Origin of the sequence: Pseudomonas sp. TWR2-1-1 (assembly GCF_049897045.1) — a bacterium.
GTDB lineage: Bacteria > Pseudomonadota > Gammaproteobacteria > Pseudomonadales > Pseudomonadaceae > Aquipseudomonas > Aquipseudomonas versuta.
Genome location: NZ_JAFCVM010000001.1, coordinates 278,898 through 298,186 on the forward strand (window position 1 = coordinate 278,898; position 19,289 = coordinate 298,186).

Genomic DNA, 19,289 nt, shown 5'->3' on the forward strand with positions numbered 1-19,289 from the left:
GCCTGTCGTACCGGGCTGGGTGTGGTTATAATCGGCCACTTTATGAGCAAGAAGCGCGTTATGCAGCTGGTTCGAGGCCTTCACAATCTGCGGCCCCAACATCGGGGCTGTGTCGCCACTATTGGCAACTTTGACGGTGTACACCGTGGTCACCAGGCTATCCTGGAGCGGCTGCGTGAGCGTGCACTGGAGTTGGGCGTGCCCAGCTGCGTGGTGATTTTTGAACCGCAGCCGCGCGAGTTCTTCGCCCCCGAGACTGCTCCGGCGCGTCTGGCCCGCCTGCGCGACAAGCTGCAGCTGTTGGCTGACGCAGGGGTTGATCGGGTGTTGTGCCTGGCGTTCAATCAGCGCTTGTGCAAACTCAGTGCCGCCGAGTTCGTCGATACCATTCTTGTCGACGGCCTTGGCGTACAGCATCTGGAGGTCGGCGACGACTTCCGTTTTGGCTGTGACCGGGTCGGCGATTTTGATTTCCTGCAACAAGCTGGCGTCATGCAAAAATTTACCGTCGAAGCTGCGCAAACCGTGGAGCTTGATGGTGTACGGATCAGCAGCACCAAGGTGCGTGATGCCTTGGCCAGTGCTGACTTCGGTCTTGCAGAGCGCTTGCTGGGCCGCCCGTTTCAAATTGCCGGCAGGGTCTTGCACGGGCAGAAGCTGGCGCGCCAGCTGGGTACGCCAACTGCCAATATTCAGCTTAAGCGTCGTCGTGTGCCGTTGACCGGGGTTTATCTGGTCAGTGTTGAAGTCGATGGAAAAACCTGGCCGGGCGTCGCCAATATTGGCGTCAGGCCAACCGTAGCAGGGGATGGCAGCGCCCATCTTGAAGTACATCTGTTGGATTACGCCGGCGACTTGTATGGCCGGCGTTTGACCGTGGCATTCCACCACAAGCTGCGTGATGAGCAGCGTTTCGCCTCCCTGGAGGCGCTCAAGACGGCGATCAATGCGGACGTCGCCGCCGCCCGAGCCTATTGGCTGGGTCAACCGCTTAAAAAGAGCCTGAAATGACCGACTACAAAGCCACGCTAAACCTTCCGGACACAGCCTTCCCAATGAAGGCCGGCCTGCCACAGCGCGAACCGCAAATTTTGCAGCGCTGGGACAGCATTGGCCTGTACGGGAAGTTGCGCGAGATTGGCAAGGATCGTCCGAAGTTCGTACTTCACGACGGTCCTCCGTACGCCAACGGCACAATCCACATCGGTCATGCGCTGAACAAGATTCTGAAGGACATGATCATCCGCTCGAAAACCCTGGCGGGTTTCGATGCGCCGTACGTGCCGGGCTGGGACTGCCACGGGCTGCCGATCGAGCATAAGGTTGAAGTGACTCACGGTAAGAACCTGAGCGCGGATAAAACCCGCGAGCTTTGCCGTGCCTACGCCGCCGAGCAGATCGAAGGCCAGAAGTCCGAATTCATCCGTTTGGGTGTTTTGGGTGACTTCGCCAATCCGTACAAAACCATGGACTTCAAAAACGAAGCCGGTGAAATCCGCGCTTTGGCCGAAATCGTCAAAGGCGGTTTCGTCTTTAAAGGCCTCAAGCCTGTGAACTGGTGTTTCGACTGCGGTTCGGCCCTGGCTGAAGCGGAAGTTGAGTACCAGGACAAAAAATCTGCGGCCATCGATGTGGCATTCCCGGTCGCCGACGAAGCCAAACTGGCCGAGGCCTTCGGCCTGGCTACATTGAGCAAGCCGACCTCGATCGTGATCTGGACCACCACACCGTGGACCATCCCGGCCAACCAGGCACTTAACGTGCACCCGGAGTTCACCTACGCGCTGGTCGACGTGGGCGACAAGCTGCTGGTGCTGGCTGAAGAACTGGTCGAGTCGAGCCTGGCCCGCTACAACCTGCAGGGTTCGGTCATTGCCACCACTACCGGTGCTGCACTGGAGCTGATCAACTTCCGTCACCCGTTCTACGATCGCCTGTCGCCAGTTTATCTGGCCGAGTACGTCGAACTGGGCGCAGGCACCGGCGTGGTTCACTCCGCCCCGGCTTATGGCGTCGACGACTTCGTGACCTGCAAAGCTTATGGCATGGTCAACGATGACATCATCAACCCGGTTCAAAGCAACGGCGTTTACGTACCCTCGCTTGAATTCTTCGGTGGCCAGTTCATCTGGAAGGCCAACCAGAACATCATCGACAAGCTGATTGAAGTCGGCTCGCTGATGTTCACCGAAACCATCAGCCACAGCTACATGCACTGCTGGCGCCACAAGACGCCGCTGATCTACCGCGCCACCGCGCAGTGGTTTATCGGTATGGACAAACAGCCGACCGAAGGCGACACCCTGCGTGTCCGGGCGCTCAACGCCATCGAAGACACCCAGTTCGTTCCGGCCTGGGGTCAGGCCCGTCTGCACTCGATGATCGCCAACCGTCCGGACTGGTGCATCTCGCGTCAACGCAATTGGGGCGTGCCGATCCCGTTCTTCCTGAACAAGGAAAGCGGCGAGCTGCACCCGCGTACCGTCGAAATGATGGAAGAAGTAGCCAAGCGCGTTGAAGTTGAAGGCATCGAAGCCTGGTTCAAGATGGACGCTGCCGAGTTGCTGGGCGACGAAGCGCCGCTGTACGACAAGATCAGCGATACCCTGGATGTCTGGTTCGATTCGGGTACCACGCACTGGCATGTGCTGCGCGGCTCGCATCCGATGGGTCACGAGACCGGCCCACGTGCCGATCTTTACCTCGAAGGCTCCGACCAGCATCGTGGCTGGTTCCACTCGTCGCTGCTGACCGGTTGTGCCATCGATAACCACGCGCCATACCGCGAACTGCTGACCCACGGCTTCACTGTGGATGAAGCCGGGCGCAAAATGTCCAAGTCCCTGGGCAACGTGATTGCACCGCAAAAGGTCAACGACACCCTGGGCGCCGACATCATGCGTCTGTGGGTCGCTTCGACTGACTATTCAGGTGAAATCGCGGTTTCTGACCAGATCCTGCAGCGCAGTGCTGACGCCTACCGGCGTATCCGCAACACCGCTCGCTTCCTGCTCTCGAACCTGACCGGCTTCAACCCGGCCACCGACATCCTGCCTGCTGATGAAATGCTGGCCCTGGACCGTTGGGCGGTTGACCGTGCATTGCTGCTGCAGCGCGAATTGGAACTGCATTACGGCGAATACCGTTTCTGGAACGTGTACTCCAAAGTGCACAACTTCTGCGTGCAGGAGCTGGGCGGTTTCTACCTCGACATCATCAAGGACCGTCAGTACACCACTGGCGCCAACAGCAAGGCCCGTCGTTCGTGCCAGACCGCGCTGTTCCATATCTCCGAAGCGCTGGTACGCTGGATCGCGCCGATCCTGTCGTTCACTGCCGATGAGCTGTGGCAATACCTGCCGGGCGAGCGCAACGAATCGGTCATGCTCAACACCTGGTACGAAGGCCTGAGCGAGATGCCGCAAGGCACCGAGATGGACCGCGCCTACTGGGAGCGGATCATGGCGGTCAAGGTTGCGGTTAACAAAGAGATGGAAAACCTGCGTGCGGCCAAAGCCATTGGCGGCAACTTGCAGGCCGAAGTCACTCTGTTCGCCGAAGATGATCTGGCTGCAGACCTGTCCAAGCTGAGCAACGAACTGCGTTTCGTACTGATTACTTCCACCGCCAGTGTTGCGCCGTTTGTACAGGCGCCGGCAGATGCAGTAGTGACCGAAGTGGCTGGCCTCAAGCTCAAAGTGGTCAAGTCGGCACACGCCAAATGTGCCCGTTGCTGGCATTGCCGCGAAGACGTCGGTGTGAACCCGGAGCATCCGGAAATCTGCGGTCGTTGTGTCGACAACATCAGCGGCGCCGGCGAGGTACGTCACTATGCCTAATACCAGCAATGCCGGGCGCTTTGGGCGCCTGGGCTGGCTTTGGTTGACGTTGCTGGTCCTGGTCATTGACCAGGCCAGCAAGACCTACTTCGATAGCTCCCTGCAGATGTACCAGCGAATCGTGGTGATCCCCGATTTCTTCAGCTGGACCCTGGCTTACAACTCGGGCGCTGCTTTCAGCTTTTTGGCTGACAGCTCGGGGTGGCAGCGTTGGTTGTTTGCCCTGATTGCCGTGGTGGTCAGTACGGTACTGCTGGTATGGCTCAAGCGTCTTGGACGTAATGACACCTGGCTGGCAATTGCGCTCGCACTGATTCTGGGCGGCGCGCTTGGCAACCTGTATGACCGCATTGCCTACGGCCATGTGATCGATTTCATTCTGGTGCATTGGGAGCATCGACTGTTCCCTGCGTTCAATGTCGCCGATAGTGCGATTTGTGTCGGGGCAGTGATGCTGGCGCTGGATATGTTCAAAAGTAAGAAGTCCGGAGAGTCCGCTCATGACTGAGCAACGTATTGGCCAGAACACAGAAGTCACCTTACATTTCGCTCTGCGTCTTGAAAATGGCGACACCGTCGACAGCACGTTCGATAAGTCACCCGCCACTTTCAAGGTTGGTGATGGCAGTCTGTTGCCGGGTTTTGAAGCCGCTCTATTCGGCTTCAAGGCCGGTGACAAGCGCACTCTGGAGATCCTTCCGGAAAATGCGTTCGGCCAGCCGAACCCGCAAAATGTACAGATAATTCCACGTTCGCAATTCAAGGACATGGAGCTGTCTGAAGGCTTGCTGGTGATCTTCAATGACGCGGCAAACACCGAGCTTCCGGGTGTGGTCAAAGTTTTTGATGACGAGCAAGTGACTATCGATTTCAACCACCCGCTGGCAGGCAAGCCCCTGACCTTCGACGTGGAAATCAAAGACGTCAAAGCGCTGTAATTCAGTGCCCGGCGAAAGCCGGGCCTGATTGGCATTATTTTTCTGCGCGTCCCACGAGGCCTAGCATGCATATCAAACTCGCCAACCCCCGTGGCTTCTGTGCTGGGGTGGATCGAGCGATTGAAATCGTCAATCGCGCTCTGGAAGTATTCGGTCCGCCTATCTATGTTCGCCATGAAGTGGTGCACAACAAATTTGTCGTTGAAGACCTGCGCTCCCGTGGCGCGATCTTTGTCGAAGAACTGGATCAGGTACCGGACGACGTTATCGTCATCTTCAGTGCCCACGGTGTTTCCCAGGCCGTGCGTACCGAGGCTGCAGGCCGTGGCCTTAAAGTGTTCGACGCTACCTGTCCGCTGGTTACCAAGGTGCACATCGAAGTTGCGCGCTATAGCCGTGACGGTCGCGAGTGCATTCTGATCGGCCATGCCGGTCACCCTGAAGTCGAAGGCACAATGGGTCAGTACGATGCCAGCAATGGCGGCGCTATTTACCTGGTCGAAGATGAAAAGGATGTTGCCAACCTGAATGTCATCAACCCGGAAAAACTGGCGTTTGTGACTCAAACCACCTTGTCGATGGACGATACCAGCCGGGTCATTGATGCTCTGCGTGCCCGTTTCCCGGCTATTGGCGGGCCGCGCAAGGATGACATCTGCTACGCCACGCAAAATCGTCAGGATGCCGTCAAACAGCTGGCTGATGAATGTGATGTGGTGCTGGTGGTGGGCAGCCCTAACAGTTCCAACTCCAACCGCTTGCGTGAGCTTGCCGAGCGTATGGCAACACCGGCCTACCTGATCGATGGCGCTGAAGACCTGCAACAAAGCTGGTTTGAAGGCGTTGAATCCATTGGTATCACTGCTGGTGCTTCGGCGCCTGAAGTGCTGGTACGGGGTGTGATTCGCCAATTGCACGCCTGGGGCGCAACGGGTGCTGATGAATTGGCCGGCCGGGAGGAGAACATCACATTCTCCATGCCAAAAGAGCTGCGCGTTCGCTCGCTGCTTTAAGCACATAACGCTTGCGCCGCCTGATCGCGGCGCAAGCTGATACGCCCACTTTTGGCCAGTACCACCTGATAATGGCTCATCGCGGTCCGGGCCTGGCAAATATGCAACGTCCCGGCCTGAAACGCGCCACCGGTGAGCAAAGGCTCACCCAGTGGGTTAAACCGAACATAATTCTTTACGGGCGTATTACCGGCAATCGGTATGCGTATGTTGCCTTGCCTTTCGGACAGCACCGGGTTGTCCGGGTCGAGATAGCCCCGACCGCTTAGATCCAGAGTCACCTTCCAGCCTCTGCTCCAGTCTTCTTCCATCGCATGCACGATCACATATTGATGACGTAACAGTGCCTCCGCGCGAGCATTGCGCAGGCTGCTTGCCAATTGCTCAGCCACACTTAGACGCCGTTGCTGTTCTACCAGTGCGTTGTAAGCCGGGCTCGCGACTTGAGTGGTTAGCGCAACAATCAGCAGGGCGAATAAAAGCTGGATCAGACTCATCCCTTGTTGATTCATGATGTCCTCCCTGATGCGCCGTGCATGCGCCTTTTGATGTATAGATCGGGAAGAGGGCGGTCGTGCATGGCAACAGTTTCATCATGTTTTAGCCTTAATACGTATCCCGTTGCGCACCCGATTCAATGAACAATCCCTTTGCTTTCACAGCATATTCCTACTCGTAGAGCTGTTTCGCGAGGCTAGTCTTTGAGTATGGCGACGCAGGACGTGTCGCCAAGCAACGCTTAAGGATGGCGCCATGTATCGATCTGAAAAAAACCACCAGGCCGGAATGACCTTGATCGAGGTGCTGATTGCGACGTTGATCCTGTCCGTCGGTGTGTTAGGGCTGGCTGGTGTTCAACTCAATGCTCTCAAGCACACCGACAGTGCATTGATGACGACCCAGGCCAGTTTTATTGCCTACGACATGCTTGATCGGGTTCGTGCAAATTCTGCCGCGAACTACAGCTTTTCAGGGCTGGATCAGCGCACGGGCGCTATAAGCATGAGTGGTGTGCAGGGGCAGGACCTGAGCGATTTCAAGCGCCATATCCGACAGTTCGGCGGTGCCAGCGCCAAAGGCGATATCGCGCTCAGTGGTAATCAAGTGAGTATTACCCTGGAGTGGGATGACTCGCGCGCGACCCATCGGCCCGGTTCGTTTCGGACTTTTACGCTGATCAGTCAAATTGCCCCGCACGTTGCCGGTAGCGCGTCATGAGACGTTCTGAGGCGGGGCTGGGCCTGATTGAACTGATGGTGTCACTGGTCCTGGGCATGCTGGTGGTGCTGGGCCTTACCGAAGTTTTTTTAAGTGCTCGCGCTACTTACAGCACCCAGCAATCATCGGCGCTACTACAGGAAGATGCGCGTTACGTGCTCAGCAAGATCGCTCAGGAAATTCGGATGGTCGGCATGTTCGGCTGTCTGCCCAGTGATCGCATCATTGATGCACCTTCAGCATTCCAGCGACCTATCTCCTGGCAGGGCCCTCCAGGCTCCCGGTCGTTACATATGGTGAGTGCAGACGTAGGGCTTCAAGGGGGGAAGCCTGACTGGACTGTCGTGTCTGACTGTACAACTTCGGCGCAGGCGTACAGCGGTACGCGATCGTCATTGGCTCCCGGAGAAATAGCCTTTCCTGTGCGTGAACTGTTTTACCGTTTCGAAAACGGGCAGTTAAAGTCAGGGCCCAATAAAACCGTGTTACTCGATAATGTAGCTGCGTTTGATGTGAGCTTTGGTGTAGCCGATCCCTCTAGCCCGCATTCAGTCACGCGCTATGAAGACAGTCCGGGCGATGTCGCCAGTATCCGTAGCGTGCGTATTGCCCTGACATTGCGAGATCCCGGGGGGCGAGTAAAAGATCAGGGCTATCACCTGATGGTGGCTCTGCGTAATCGACTGGTTTAGGGCGCGCTATGCCTGTTTCTTCGAGTACTCAGAGCGGCATGGCGCTATTGGTCAGCCTGGTTTTCTTGCTGTTACTCAGTCTGCTTGGTCTGGCCTCAATGGACAGTGCAGTACAGCAGGAAAAAATGACCGGCAGTGTCCTGCACGCCAATCACTCATTCCAGGCTGCAGAAACTGCCCTGCGTAGCGGTGAGTCATGGGTTTCTGTGCATTGGTCGGGCGTGTCCGACTGTCGTTCGCCTGTTCGATGTGCCCCGCCGGCAGAGGTGCGCACTCAGAAATCGTCCGGCATGCACCCGATATCCGGAATTCACTGGCTACCGGTTGTGGATGGCCTTTACGGCGTGCAGAGCCTTGGTTTGAGTATCACTGCGACCCACTTGCCCGTAACGACTTCGACCCGCTTGTACCGTGTAACGGGCATTGGTATGCATGGCCAGTCACGCACTGTCCTGGAAAGTATTCTTGCTCATTATCAGGACCTGGATGGCGAAGACGCAGAGACAGGCCCCCGGCGATTGAACAGGGTCATGTGGCGGCAAATCCAGTAGGGAGTCAGTGATGTCCAGGCATGGAGCAGGCTTTACCTTGATCGAACTGATTGTGGTGGTAGCCGTCGTCGGCATTCTTGGTGGATTGGTTTATCCGGCTTACAGCGACTCGGTAAAGCGTGCCTATCGCTCTAAAATCGTGGTCTTGCTGTCGGAGCAATCCCAAAGTCTGGAGCGTTTTTATACGGAAAAAGGTTTATACAGTGGGGCGCAAAACCTTGGTTCGGGCAATGAGCAGTATCTGATTACCCATGATCTCGCGGATCATGCCTTCTTGCTGACGGCTACCCGCAGAGAGGGTTCATCCATGGCGGGCGATGCGTGCGGGAACTTCTCCTTGGCCCACACCGGTGTTAAAGCGATATCCCAGGCCGCTCCGGACCTGACAGTGCAGCAGTGTTGGGGGCGTTAATAATTTATTTTTATTTCGGGCTGAGTTGATAGATGGCTAAGCAACAACGAGTGGTGATTGTGGGGGGCGGCGTTATCGGGCTGCTGACAGCGTTCAATCTGGCAACTGAAGTCGGGCAGGTAACGCTGGTTGATCAGAGTGCTGTCGGACAAGAGTCTTCCTGGGCAGGTGGCGGGATTGTTTCTCCACTTTATCCGTGGCGCTACAACCCCGCCGTTACAGCCCTGGCTCACTGGTCACAGGACTTTTATCCACAGTTGGCAGAGCGATTATTCGCCTCGACAGGCATAGATCCCGAAGTTCACACCACCGGCTTGTACTGGCTTGACCTTGAAGACGAGGCGCAAGCACTGGCGTGGGCCAAGCGCGAGGGGCGCCCGTTGCGCACGGTTGAAATTGCGGCAGTTAACGAGGCGGTACCTGTATTGGGGGCCGGCTATTCGAGGGCTATTTACATGGCAGACGTAGCCAATGTGCGTAATCCCCGGCTTGTGAAGTCACTCAAGGCTGCGTTGCAAGCAATGCCCAATGTCACGATTCACGAGCAATGCGAGGTGCTGGGGTTTATCCGTGAGGGTGAGAGTATCTGCGGAGTGAACACGGTTCAGGGTGAAATGCGCGGTGATGAGGTGGTGTTGGCGGCGGGAGCCTGGAGTGGTGAGCTGCTCAATAGCCTGGGCCTTGAATTGCCCGTGGTCCCCGTCAAAGGGCAGATGATTCTGTATAAGTGCGAGCCTGATTTTTTGTCTTGCATGGTGCTGGCTAAAGGGCGCTATGCGATTCCTCGGCGTGACGGTCACGTCTTGATTGGCAGCACGCTCGAGCACGAAGGCTTCGATAAAACCCCGACTCAAACCGCCCTTGAGAGCCTGAAGGCGTCCGCGATTGAGTTGATTCCGGCTTTGGCTGATGCGCAGCCTGCTGGGCACTGGGCCGGGTTGCGCCCGGGCTCACCTGAAGGTATTCCCTATATCGGGCGGGTCGCAGGTTTTGGCGGGTTGTGGCTCAACTGTGGGCACTATCGCAATGGGCTGGTACTGGCTCCGGCATCCTGTCAGCTGTTCGCCGATCTGTTGTTGGGGCGTAAACCGATCATCGATCCGGTGCCTTATGCGCCACAAGGGCGTATCCAGAGCATGGCTTAAAGCCTGTGGGTGGCTGGTAGCTAGCGTCGGCAAGCCGGCCCCACAAGTCCGGCATGTCGACGTTATCCCCGGGGCTTCGGCCCTTGCTCCAGATGGTTTTGGGTGCAATACCACTCTTGCTGTTGGCTCAGAGCCCGGTCTCGGGGCAGATGTACGCCGCAGTGGGCGCAACGCACCATGGGTTGAGCGCCCGGGTCGACCGGCTTTTTAGTTGCTGCCAGCCCGGCCTTGTACTTGCGCCAAAACCATACGCCAGCAGCAATCAGAGCAGCCCAGATCAGTAAACGAAGCATGGTTATCCGCTATTCGAGAAAAGTTGCGCCAGTTTAGCCAAGGTATTGGCAGGCGCACAGGGTCAAATCAAACATAAAAAAAGAGCCCCTCAGGGCTCTTTTTTACGTGGACTGAATGATCAATCGAACAGGCCAAGGGTCATGTAGCTGAACCATGAGCGGCTTTTATCTTCCGGCTCTGGTTCTGGAATTACATTGCCGTCAGCATCTTTAGGCTTCAGGTCAGCCGGGATTGCGTCTTTGGCGTCCTGATACTGTTTCTTGATATCCAGGTTGGCACGGGTTTCACCCGGTGGCAGCGGTGTGCTGGATTCAATCATGCCCAGTGTGGCCTTGCTCAGCCATGAGCGGTTATCCGAGTCGGAAACCTGTGGCACAAACTGACCGTCAACCAGGCTTGGGTGGTTCGGGTAGTTGTCTTTCAACACTTCGAGGCTGGTGTTGGCCAGTTCGTCGAGGTGCATGCGCTGATAAGACTCGACCATCACCGCGAGGCCGTCGCCGACCGAAGGGGTTTCCTGGAAGTTTTCGACAACATAGCGACCACGGTTTGCGGCGGCTACATATGCCTGACGGGTCAGGTAGTAATCGGCTACGTGGATTTCATATGCCGCCAGCAGGTTACGCAGATAGATCATGCGTTGCTTGGCGTCAGGGGCGTAGCGGCTATTCGGAAAGCGGCTGGTGAGCTGCGCGAATTCATTGTAGGAGTCGCGTGCTGCGCCCGGGTCCCGCTTGGTCATGTCCAGCGGCAGGAAGCGCGCCAGCAGGCCCACGTCCTGGTCAAACGAGGTCAGCCCTTTGAGGTAGTAGGCGTAATCAACGTTTGGATGCTGCGGATGCAGGCGAATGAATCGCTCGGCAGCGGACTTGGCGGCTTCCGGTTCGGAGTTTTTATAGTAGGCGTAGATCAGTTCGAGCTGGGCCTGATCGGCATAGCGTCCGAACGGATAGCGCGACTCTAAAGCCTTCAGCTTGGCGGTAGCACTGGTATAGCTGTGGTTATCCAGGTCGGCCTGCGCCTGCTGGTACAGCTCGACTTCGCTCAGGTTGTCGTCAACGACTTCTTTAGTCGACGAGCAGGCGGCGGTCAGTGCGAGGATGGCGATCAGCAGCAGGTGTCTCACTTGCATGGCGGCTTGCGTCCCTATGACGGCCGCTGTCTTGGGCGGGTCCGTCCTGTTATGATGAGCGCCCCGTGAAAAGCCTCGGGGCAAAAGACGCCGTATTTAACCACAAGCGCGCAGCCGAAACCAAAGGCTTGGCGCGGTCCTGATGAGCATGTCCGAGAAAATTCAACTTCGCGAAGAGGTGCCGTCCGAACTGGGTGGCCAACGCCTCGATCAAGTCGCCGCACAATTATTCGCTGAGCACTCGCGCTCGCGCCTTTCCGCCTGGATCAAAGACGGCCGCCTCACTGTGGACGGAGCGGTCATACGCCCCCGTGACATTGTGCATGGTGGCGCCATCCTGGAGTTGACTGCCGAGCAGGAAGCCCAGGGTGAGTGGGTCGCCCAAGACATCCCTCTGGATATCGTTTACGAAGACGATGACATTCTGGTTATCAACAAGCCTGCAGGCTTGGTGGTACACCCGGCTGCCGGGCATGCCGACGGCACTTTGCTCAATGCGCTGCTGCATCACGTACCGGACATTATTAATGTGCCGCGTGCGGGGATCGTGCACCGTCTGGACAAAGACACCACCGGTCTGATGGTGGTCGCCAAGACCATCCAGGCGCAGACGCAGCTGGTTACCCAGTTGCAGAGCCGCAGTGTCAGCCGGATATATGAGTGCATTGTTATTGGTGTCGTTACTGCCGGGGGCAAGATTGATGCGCCCATCGGCCGTCACGGCCAGCAACGTCAGCGTATGGCGGTAATGGAAGGCGGCAAGCAGGCGGTGAGTCATTACCGCGTGCTTGAGCGTTTCCGTTCCCACACCCATGTGCGGGTCAAGCTGGAAACCGGTCGTACGCACCAGATTCGTGTGCATATGTCCCACATCAACTTCCCGTTGGTCGGAGACCCTGCCTACGGCGGTCGCTTCCGTATCCCGCCGGCAGCCAGTGTGACGATGGTCGAATCCCTGAAAAACTTTCCGCGTCAGGCTCTGCATGCGCGCTTCCTTGAGTTGGATCATCCGACGACCGGTAAGCGCATGAGCTGGGAATCGCCACTTCCGGATGATTTTGTCTGGTTGTTGACGTTGCTCAAGCAAGACCGTGAGGCATTTGTCGGGTGAATACCTTCCTGATTCCTGACTGGCCAGCGCCGGCAGGCATCAGGGCCTGTGTGACCACCCGTGCGGGCGGCGTCAGTCTGGCGCCGTTCGACAGCTTCAATCTGGGCGATCATGTCGACGACGATCCCGTTGCCGTCGCACATAACCGCCAGCGCCTGACCCATATTTTCGATGTGCAGCCCGCTTGGCTTAGCCAGGTTCACGGGGTTGTGGTCGTGCCTGCCAATCCCGCACGGATCGATGAAGCCGACGGTAGCTGGACAGATACGCCCGGTATCGCCTGTACGGCGATGACGGCAGACTGTTTGCCTGCTCTGTTCTGCAATCGTGCCGGAACCCGTGTTGCTGCCGCCCATGCCGGTTGGCGCGGGCTGGCGGCTGGCGTCCTTGAAGCGACGGCTCAAAACCTCAATGTTGAGCCCCGGGATATTCTGGTGTGGCTGGGCCCGGCTATTGGTCCCAAGGCCTTTGAAGTCGGGGCCGAGGTGCGGGAAGTCTTTATCAAGGACATGCCTGAGGCTGATGCCGCCTTTGTTCCCAGCATCAATCCAAGGCGCTTTATGGCTGATATCTATGAACTGGCGCGCCTGCGTCTGGCTCGCATGGGTATTACAGCGGTCTATGGTGGCGGTTTCTGCACCGTAACCGATCCGCGCTTCTATTCTTATCGGCGCAGTCCTCGTACTGGCCGTTTCGCATCGCTGGTCTGGATCGAAAAGACCGCCTAGCTGATCTGCGTCATTTCTTGCTGGCTTGAAACTCCCGGAATTGCCCGCATCTACTATGGTATCTGGCAGGTTTCTTCATTCAGGAGTTTCCATCCCTCCGGCCTGCTCATAAGGAAGGTGACGAATGCGTATAGATAGATTAACCAGTAAGTTGCAATTGGCCTTGTCCGATGCTCAGTCATTGGCCGTCGGTCACGACCACCCGGCCATTGAACCAGCGCACTTGATGCAGGCATTGCTGGATCAGCAGGGCGGTTCGATCAAACCACTGCTGATGCAGGTTGGCTTTGATGTAAACAGCCTGCGCAAAGAACTGACCAAAGAGCTCGATCAACTGCCAAAAATCCAGAATCCTACTGGCGATGTGAATATGTCGCAGGATTTGGCTCGTCTGCTTAATCAGGCAGACCGTTTGGCACAGCAAAAAGGCGACCAGTTCATCACCAGTGAAATGGTGTTGCTGGCGGCGATGGATGACAACAGCAAGCTGGGTAAATTGCTGTTGGGCCAGGGTGTGAGCAAAAAAGCTCTGGAAAATGCCATCAATAACCTGCGCGGTGGCGAGGCGGTCAACGACCCTAACGTCGAGGAGTCGCGTCAGGCGCTGGATAAATACACCATCGACCTGACCAAGCGTGCCGAAGAAGGCAAGCTCGACCCTGTGATTGGGCGTGACGATGAAATCCGTCGCACCATTCAAGTATTGCAGCGCCGGACTAAAAACAACCCAGTCCTGATCGGCGAGCCTGGTGTGGGTAAAACTGCGATTGCCGAAGGTTTGGCGCAGCGGATCATCAATGGCGAAGTGCCTGACGGTCTTAAAGGCAAACGCCTGCTATCGCTGGACATTGGTGCGTTGATTGCCGGTGCCAAATTCCGCGGTGAATTTGAGGAACGTCTGAAAGCGTTGCTCAACGAGCTATCGAAACAGGAAGGGCAAATCATCCTGTTTATCGATGAACTGCACGTCATGGTCGGTGCCGGTAAGGGCGAAGGCGCGATGGACGCGGGCAACATGCTCAAGCCTGCGCTTGCCCGTGGCGAGTTGCACTGTGTCGGTGCAACCACGCTCAACGAGTATCGCCAATATATAGAGAAGGATGCTGCGCTTGAGCGCCGCTTCCAGAAAGTGTTGGTGGAAGAGCCGTCCGAGGAAGACACCATCGCTATCTTGCGGGGCCTGAAAGAGCGCTATGAAGTTCACCACAAGGTGGCGATCACCGACGGTGCAATCATCGCCGCGGCCAAGCTCAGCCATCGCTACATCACTGATCGCCAGTTGCCGGACAAGGCGATTGACCTGATCGACGAGGCTGCCAGCCGCATCCGCATGGAGATCGATTCCAAGCCTGAAGTGCTGGACCGTCTGGAGCGTCGCTTGATTCAACTGAAAGTTGAAGCGCAGGCGCTGAAGAAAGAAGAGGATGAGGCGGCGAAAAAACGTCTCGAGAAATTGCAGGAAGAAATCGGGCGCCTTGAGCGTGAGTATTCCGACCTGGAAGAAATCTGGACCTCGGAAAAAGCCGAAGTGCAGGGTTCTGCCCAGATCCAGCAACAGATCGAGCAAGCCCGTCAGGAACTCGAAGTGGCACGCCGCAGTGGCAACCTTAACCGCATGGCCGAGTTGCAGTACGGGGTAATCCCCGACCTGGAGCGCAGCCTGCAGATGGTCGACGAGCACAGCAACAAAACTGAGAATCAGTTGTTGCGCAGCAAAGTGACCGAAGAGGAAATCGCAGAAGTGGTGTCCAAGTGGACCGGTATTCCGGTCTCCAAGATGCTCGAGGGCGAACGCGACAAGCTGATGAAGATGGAAAGCTTGCTGCATGAGCGTGTTATCGGGCAGGACGAGGCGGTTGTTGCCGTGTCCAATGCGGTCCGTCGCTCACGTGCAGGTCTGAGCGATCCAAACCGCCCAAGCGGCTCGTTCATGTTCCTGGGCCCAACCGGTGTGGGTAAAACCGAGTTGTGCAAGGCGCTGGCCGAATTCCTCTTTGATACTGAAGAGGCGATGGTGCGAATCGATATGTCCGAGTTCATGGAGAAACATTCCGTGGCTCGACTGATTGGCGCGCCACCAGGCTATGTAGGCTACGAAGAGGGCGGTTACTTGACCGAAGCCGTACGGCGTAAGCCTTATTCGGTAATCCTCCTGGACGAGGTCGAGAAGGCGCACCCGGATGTGTTCAACGTGCTGCTGCAAGTACTCGAAGACGGTCGCCTGACTGACAGTCACGGTCGCACTGTGGACTTCCGCAACACGGTGATCGTGATGACTTCCAACCTGGGCTCTGCACAGATCCAGGAACTGGTCGGCGATCGCGAGGCGCAGCGCGCTGCGGTAATGGATGCGGTCAGTACGCACTTCCGTCCGGAGTTTGTGAACCGGATCGACGAAGTGGTGATCTTCGAGCCTCTGGCCCGTGATCAGATCGCCGGCATTGCCGAGATCCAGTTGAGTCGTCTGCGCAGCCGTCTGGCAGAACGCGACCTGAGCCTGGAACTGGACAAGGATGCACTGGAAAAACTGATCGCGGTTGGTTACGACCCGGTATATGGCGCACGGCCACTGAAACGTGCGATCCAGCGCTGGATCGAAAACCCTTTGGCACAGCTGATTCTTTCGGGTCAGTTCATGCCTGGCACTACCGTGACAGCGAGCGTGAAAGACGACGAAATCGTCTTTTCGTAAGCCTTGGCACCAGTGATTTAAGGAAGGCCTCGCATTGCGAGGCCTTTTTTTTCTTAGGGTGTTGATCTGTAAGGAAAACGCTTGTAAGATGCGCCCCGCAGTAAGTCACCCGCAACGGCAACTTGGCCCAAACCGAGAAGCCCGCTAGAAGAGCTAAATCATTGTCTTCTAACGAAAAATAAGGGTTGACAAGGGTTTGAAAGGTTGTAAAATGGCCCGCCTCAGAGACGCCAACGTAGAGATGCGGTGAAGTCAACGAGAGTTGTAAAGAGTTACAAAGTTGTAGATTGAAATATGTAGTTCCGCGATAGCTCAGTTGGTAGAGCAAATGACTGTTAATCATTGGGTCCCTGGTTCGAGTCCAGGTCGTGGAGCCATTTTCAAGCCGGGGTATAGCGCAGTCCGGTAGCGCGCCTGCTTTGGGAGCAGGATGTCAGGAGTTCGAATCCCCTTACCCCGACCATTTTTGGGTCGTTAGCTCAGTTGGTAGAGCAGTTGGCTTTTAACCAATTGGTCGTAGGTTCGAATCCCACACGACCCACCATTTTTGGCTTCAGTTAATTCTGGGGCTAGATCTTAAGATCAGAGGCCAAAAGCACTGATCGCAGAAGGCGCCTCTTGAAGGTGCCTTTTTTTTACCGGGGTATAGCGCAGTCCGGTAGCGCGCCTGCTTTGGGAGCAGGATGTCAGGAGTTCGAATCCCCTTACCCCGACCATTTTCAGCCCAGCAGTAGCGGGTGCGAAAATAAGGCACTGATGACATTCTCATCGGCAGCCAATAAAAAAAGCGACCTTCGGGTCGCTTTTTTTATGCCTGTAGAAAACTGGACGGGTTGGCATCGTTCTTTGCGGGAGCTGGCTTCCCAGCGATGAAGACACCTTATCAGCGACCTCCCGCATCACAACGGCGAACCTTTCTTGCCCCAAGCCTATGAAGCGCTTTTCGCCTTGTTGTCGGCGTCTTGCAGGTCCTGCAGAGCCGCAGAATATTGATCGGCTTCAGCCTTTGGCACCATCTGCCATGACGGTTTGCGCAGCGCATAGAAAATAAAGGGCGGTACGCCGGCAATCACCAGCCCGGTGAGCAAGACCCCCGCGTATTCGAAAAACGGCATGCTGCTGAAGTTATTTGGCGGAATAAAGCCAAAGATCAGTGCCACGCAGGTCGAGAACAGCCCCAGATAGCACCACCCATGCAGCCCCTTGAGCACATAGCCGCGTTTAACGTTGGGTTGGGTTTTGCGCAGCTTCATGGCCGCCATAAACATAAAGACGTAGATGATCAGGTACATCAGTGCCGCCATCGCACTAATCATCCAGAACGCATCCGACACGTTGTCGATAAAAATGTAGATGCTCGACAGCAGGGTCACGATCACTGCCTGCAGGTACAGAATGTTTTTCTGTACTCCCTTGCTGTTCACTTTTTGCAGTGAGGGCGGAAGCATGCCCGCCTTGCCGACAAACAACAGGCCTGTCGATGGCCCTCCGGTCCAGGCAAGTACTCCCCCCAGCGCGCCAATCACCAGCATGATGGCCATGATTTTAGTTGCCCATGGCATGCCGAAGCCTTCAAAAAAGGCGGCATAGGCTTGAATCACACCGGCTGTCAGACTGGTTGAGTCGGCAGGAACCACCAGAGATATCGCCACTGTCGGCGGAATGAACACCAGCAGGATCAGCACGAACGCCAACAAAATTGCGCGGGGCATTTCTTTTTGCGGGTTACGCAGCTCTCTCGCGTGAATCGCGTTCATCTCGATACCGGCGAATGCCAGAAAGTTACCCACAATCAGTACCAGCCCGGAAATTGAACCTGTGAACTCGCGCCACAAATCACCGTGCAGGTTATGCGAGCCGGTTTTAACCGTGCTGTGGGTGTCAAAAATCGCCGGAATCAAGGCGTCCCACGTCAGCGGGGTAGCGGACTTGTGCCCCAGTACCAGCCACGCCACACCCAAAATGACCAGCAAGGCTGCGGGCAATGCGGTTCCCAGCAACATAAACCAGGACGTCAACTTGGACAGGGTGGTCATCCCGTTGAGCGTGATAAAGGTCGACAGCCAATACAGCACAATGATGACTGCGGCGGTAAAGACCCCGCTTTTGGCCAGTTCCGGGTTAATCAGATAGGCCAGGGTACTCGCGCCGAACCCCAGAACGATCGGATACCAGACCACCACCTGCACCCACATGAACCACATGATGAAGAACCCGGAGCGGTCGCCATATGCCTGGCGCACCCAGCCATAGATGCCGCCGTTCCATCCGGTGCCCAGCTCGGAGGCCACCAGTGACACCGGGATGAAAAACAAAAGTGCCGGAATGACGTAGAGAAAAATCGAACCCAGGCCATAAACAGCCATGCTGGGCAGTGAACGGATGCTGGCGACGGCCGCGACCATCATGAAACAGATAGTGAGCCATGAAATATAAGTTTTAGCGTTACTGGCAGCCATAAGTGCCTCCCTGCTATTCAAGCGAGTATTAGTGCAGCAGGCTCAGATTGAGCGTGCGGCTGAGGTATTCAGCGGCCAGTTGACCGCGAACGCTATTCCCCGCCACATCCAGCGGCGGAGCAAAGGCGGCAATGGCGCAGACCCCGGGCACCACGGCCAGAATGCCGCCGCCAACCCCGCTTTTACCCGGCAGACCGACCTTGTAATACCAGTCACCAGTGGTGTCATACAGACCGTTCAGGGTCATTTCGCTGAGGATGGGGGCTACGTTTTTGGCGGCTACCACCCGTTTCCCGGAGAGCGGATTAACCCCGCCGTTGGCCAGTGCCACGCCCATCGTCACTAGGTCATGGCAGGTAATCGCGACCGAGCATTGACGGGTGTAGACATCGCACACCTCCATGGGGTCGGCATGCATGTAGCCGTAACTTTGCAGCAGCCACGCAATGCCACGGTTGTGTTGATTGGAGTTGGCCTCGGACGTGTAAACCTCTTCGTTGACCGTCAGATCGCGTCCGGCAAAAGCGTTGTAAGTCGCCTGGATGTGATCCCAGCGAGCCTGTGCCGTATCGGCCTTGATCAGGCTGACCGTGGCCATCGCCCCGGCATTTACAAAGGGGTTGAGCGGTCGACCTTTATGCAGTTCCAGAGCGACAACCGAGTTGAAGGGCTCGCCCGTCGGATCGCAACCGATTTTGCTGCGCAAGGCTTGGGGCCCCACCTCATCCAGCACATGGGCTAGGGTGAAAACCTTGGAAATCGATTCGATGGCGAACGCGTAACCGGTGTCTCCCGCCTCGGCATGGGAGCCATCACAAAACATGATGCTGATACCGAATAAATGGGATGGAACACCCGCCAGGTAGGGGATGTAGCTGGCGTTCTTGCCGTGGTGGTTGCTGGCAAATCGCTGCAGGGCCTCGTTTACCGCCTGTTTGACATTGCTGTCGACGGTCGTGGGTGTGTGTTTCATCGCGCTCGCTCCGTGAGTGCTTTATGGAACGAGGGACTATAGGACGGAAACTTGAGACCCGCCCGACCCGCAGAGGCGAAACCCGAATGCTT

Annotated in this window: 18 protein-coding genes and 4 tRNA genes; 17 read left to right on the plus strand and 5 right to left on the minus strand. The window is 56.6% G+C overall.

What is annotated here, in order from left to right; genetic code table 11:
• The first annotated feature begins 60 nt into the window (after positions 1-60).
• From ribF to ispH, 5 genes are all read left to right on the plus strand, one after another.
• On the plus strand, positions 61-1,011 hold the full coding sequence (gene ribF / locus ACP7BO_RS01360; RefSeq protein WP_397455728.1) for a bifunctional riboflavin kinase/FAD synthetase: 951 nt from the start codon (positions 61-63) through the stop codon (positions 1,009-1,011).
• A complete protein-coding gene (gene ileS / locus ACP7BO_RS01365; RefSeq protein ID WP_397455729.1) occupies positions 1,008-3,839 on the plus strand; it encodes an isoleucine--tRNA ligase in 2,832 nt (943 codons plus the stop codon). The genes ribF and ileS overlap by 4 nt, the downstream gene beginning before the upstream one ends.
• Positions 3,832-4,347 (plus strand): signal peptidase II, encoded by a 516-nt coding sequence (gene lspA, locus ACP7BO_RS01370; protein ID WP_060690665.1) that lies wholly within the window; start codon positions 3,832-3,834, stop codon positions 4,345-4,347. The genes ileS and lspA overlap by 8 nt, the downstream gene beginning before the upstream one ends.
• Positions 4,340-4,777 carry an FKBP-type peptidyl-prolyl cis-trans isomerase gene (fkpB, locus tag ACP7BO_RS01375; RefSeq protein WP_397455730.1) on the plus strand — a complete coding sequence of 146 codons (438 nt, stop codon included), beginning with the start codon at positions 4,340-4,342 and terminating at the stop codon, positions 4,775-4,777. The genes lspA and fkpB overlap by 8 nt, the downstream gene beginning before the upstream one ends.
• A gap of 65 nt (positions 4,778-4,842) precedes the next feature.
• On the plus strand, positions 4,843-5,790 hold the full coding sequence (gene ispH, locus ACP7BO_RS01380; RefSeq protein ID WP_073509460.1) for a 4-hydroxy-3-methylbut-2-enyl diphosphate reductase: 948 nt from the start codon (positions 4,843-4,845) through the stop codon (positions 5,788-5,790).
• On the opposite strand, the gene ACP7BO_RS01385 is transcribed toward ispH, so the two are convergent.
• Positions 5,787-6,302 carry a GspH/FimT family pseudopilin gene (locus ACP7BO_RS01385; protein WP_426208239.1) on the minus strand — a complete coding sequence of 172 codons (516 nt, stop codon included), beginning with the start codon at positions 6,300-6,302 and terminating at the stop codon, positions 5,787-5,789. The genes ispH and ACP7BO_RS01385 overlap by 4 nt on opposite strands.
• 241 nt (positions 6,303-6,543) lie before the next feature.
• On the opposite strand from ACP7BO_RS01385, the gene pilV reads away from it, so the two are divergent.
• Genes pilV through thiO form a run of 5 tightly spaced genes read left to right on the plus strand, consistent with a single transcriptional unit; the run spans position 6,544 to position 9,808 of the window.
• Positions 6,544-7,008: a type IV pilus modification protein PilV gene (gene pilV / locus ACP7BO_RS01390; RefSeq protein WP_426208241.1), complete on the plus strand. Its 465-nt coding sequence runs from the start codon at positions 6,544-6,546 to the stop codon at positions 7,006-7,008.
• Positions 7,005-7,700 (plus strand): PilW family protein, encoded by a 696-nt coding sequence (locus ACP7BO_RS01395; RefSeq protein ID WP_426208243.1) that lies wholly within the window; start codon positions 7,005-7,007, stop codon positions 7,698-7,700. The genes pilV and ACP7BO_RS01395 overlap by 4 nt, the downstream gene beginning before the upstream one ends.
• A gap of 8 nt (positions 7,701-7,708) precedes the next feature.
• The gene (locus ACP7BO_RS01400) at positions 7,709-8,251 is read left to right on the plus strand and encodes a pilus assembly PilX family protein (protein WP_426208245.1); all 543 of its coding nucleotides are present in this window, start codon (positions 7,709-7,711) and stop codon (positions 8,249-8,251) included.
• Positions 8,252-8,261: 10 nt separating this feature from the next.
• On the plus strand, positions 8,262-8,663 hold the full coding sequence (locus ACP7BO_RS01405) for a type IV pilin protein (protein ID WP_426208247.1): 402 nt from the start codon (positions 8,262-8,264) through the stop codon (positions 8,661-8,663).
• A gap of 32 nt (positions 8,664-8,695) precedes the next feature.
• Entirely contained in the window at positions 8,696-9,808 is a 1,113-nt protein-coding gene (thiO, locus tag ACP7BO_RS01410) for a glycine oxidase ThiO (RefSeq protein ID WP_426208249.1), read from the plus strand.
• Between the two features lie 62 nt (positions 9,809-9,870).
• On the opposite strand, the gene ACP7BO_RS01415 is transcribed toward thiO, so the two are convergent.
• Both ACP7BO_RS01415 and ACP7BO_RS01420 read right to left on the minus strand, forming a co-directional pair.
• On the minus strand, positions 9,871-10,101 hold the full coding sequence (locus tag ACP7BO_RS01415; RefSeq protein WP_397455737.1) for a PP0621 family protein: 231 nt from the start codon (positions 10,099-10,101) through the stop codon (positions 9,871-9,873).
• Between the two features lie 119 nt (positions 10,102-10,220).
• Entirely contained in the window at positions 10,221-11,234 is a 1,014-nt protein-coding gene (locus ACP7BO_RS01420) for an outer membrane protein assembly factor BamD (RefSeq protein WP_060690674.1), read from the minus strand.
• Between the two features lie 148 nt (positions 11,235-11,382).
• On the opposite strand from ACP7BO_RS01420, the gene rluD reads away from it, so the two are divergent.
• The 7 genes from rluD to ACP7BO_RS01455 all read left to right on the plus strand — a co-directional run bounded on the left by rluD (position 11,383) and on the right by ACP7BO_RS01455 (position 16,481).
• On the plus strand, positions 11,383-12,345 hold the full coding sequence (rluD, locus tag ACP7BO_RS01425) for a 23S rRNA pseudouridine(1911/1915/1917) synthase RluD (protein ID WP_003443864.1): 963 nt from the start codon (positions 11,383-11,385) through the stop codon (positions 12,343-12,345).
• Positions 12,342-13,073, plus strand: coding sequence for a peptidoglycan editing factor PgeF (gene pgeF / locus ACP7BO_RS01430; RefSeq protein WP_426208252.1), 732 nt, complete (start codon positions 12,342-12,344; stop codon positions 13,071-13,073). The genes rluD and pgeF overlap by 4 nt, the downstream gene beginning before the upstream one ends.
• 124 nt (positions 13,074-13,197) lie before the next feature.
• Entirely contained in the window at positions 13,198-15,765 is a 2,568-nt protein-coding gene (gene clpB, locus ACP7BO_RS01435; protein WP_060690676.1) for an ATP-dependent chaperone ClpB, read from the plus strand.
• A 301-nt stretch (positions 15,766-16,066) separates the two neighbouring features.
• Positions 16,067-16,142, plus strand: a tRNA-Asn gene (locus tag ACP7BO_RS01440).
• Positions 16,143-16,151: 9 nt separating this feature from the next.
• A tRNA-Pro gene (locus ACP7BO_RS01445) sits at positions 16,152-16,228 on the plus strand.
• Positions 16,229-16,233: 5 nt separating this feature from the next.
• A tRNA-Lys gene (locus tag ACP7BO_RS01450) sits at positions 16,234-16,309 on the plus strand.
• Positions 16,310-16,404: 95 nt separating this feature from the next.
• A tRNA-Pro gene (locus ACP7BO_RS01455) sits at positions 16,405-16,481 on the plus strand.
• 213 nt (positions 16,482-16,694) lie between these two features.
• Here the strand turns inward: ACP7BO_RS01455 and ACP7BO_RS01460 are convergent.
• Both ACP7BO_RS01460 and glsA read right to left on the minus strand, forming a co-directional pair.
• Positions 16,695-18,224 (minus strand): amino acid permease, encoded by a 1,530-nt coding sequence (locus tag ACP7BO_RS01460; protein WP_426208254.1) that lies wholly within the window; start codon positions 18,222-18,224, stop codon positions 16,695-16,697.
• A gap of 28 nt (positions 18,225-18,252) precedes the next feature.
• Positions 18,253-19,197, minus strand: a complete 945-nt coding sequence (gene glsA, locus ACP7BO_RS01465; RefSeq protein ID WP_426208256.1) for a glutaminase A — start codon at positions 19,195-19,197, stop codon at positions 18,253-18,255.
• Positions 19,198-19,289: the final 92 nt, after the last annotated feature.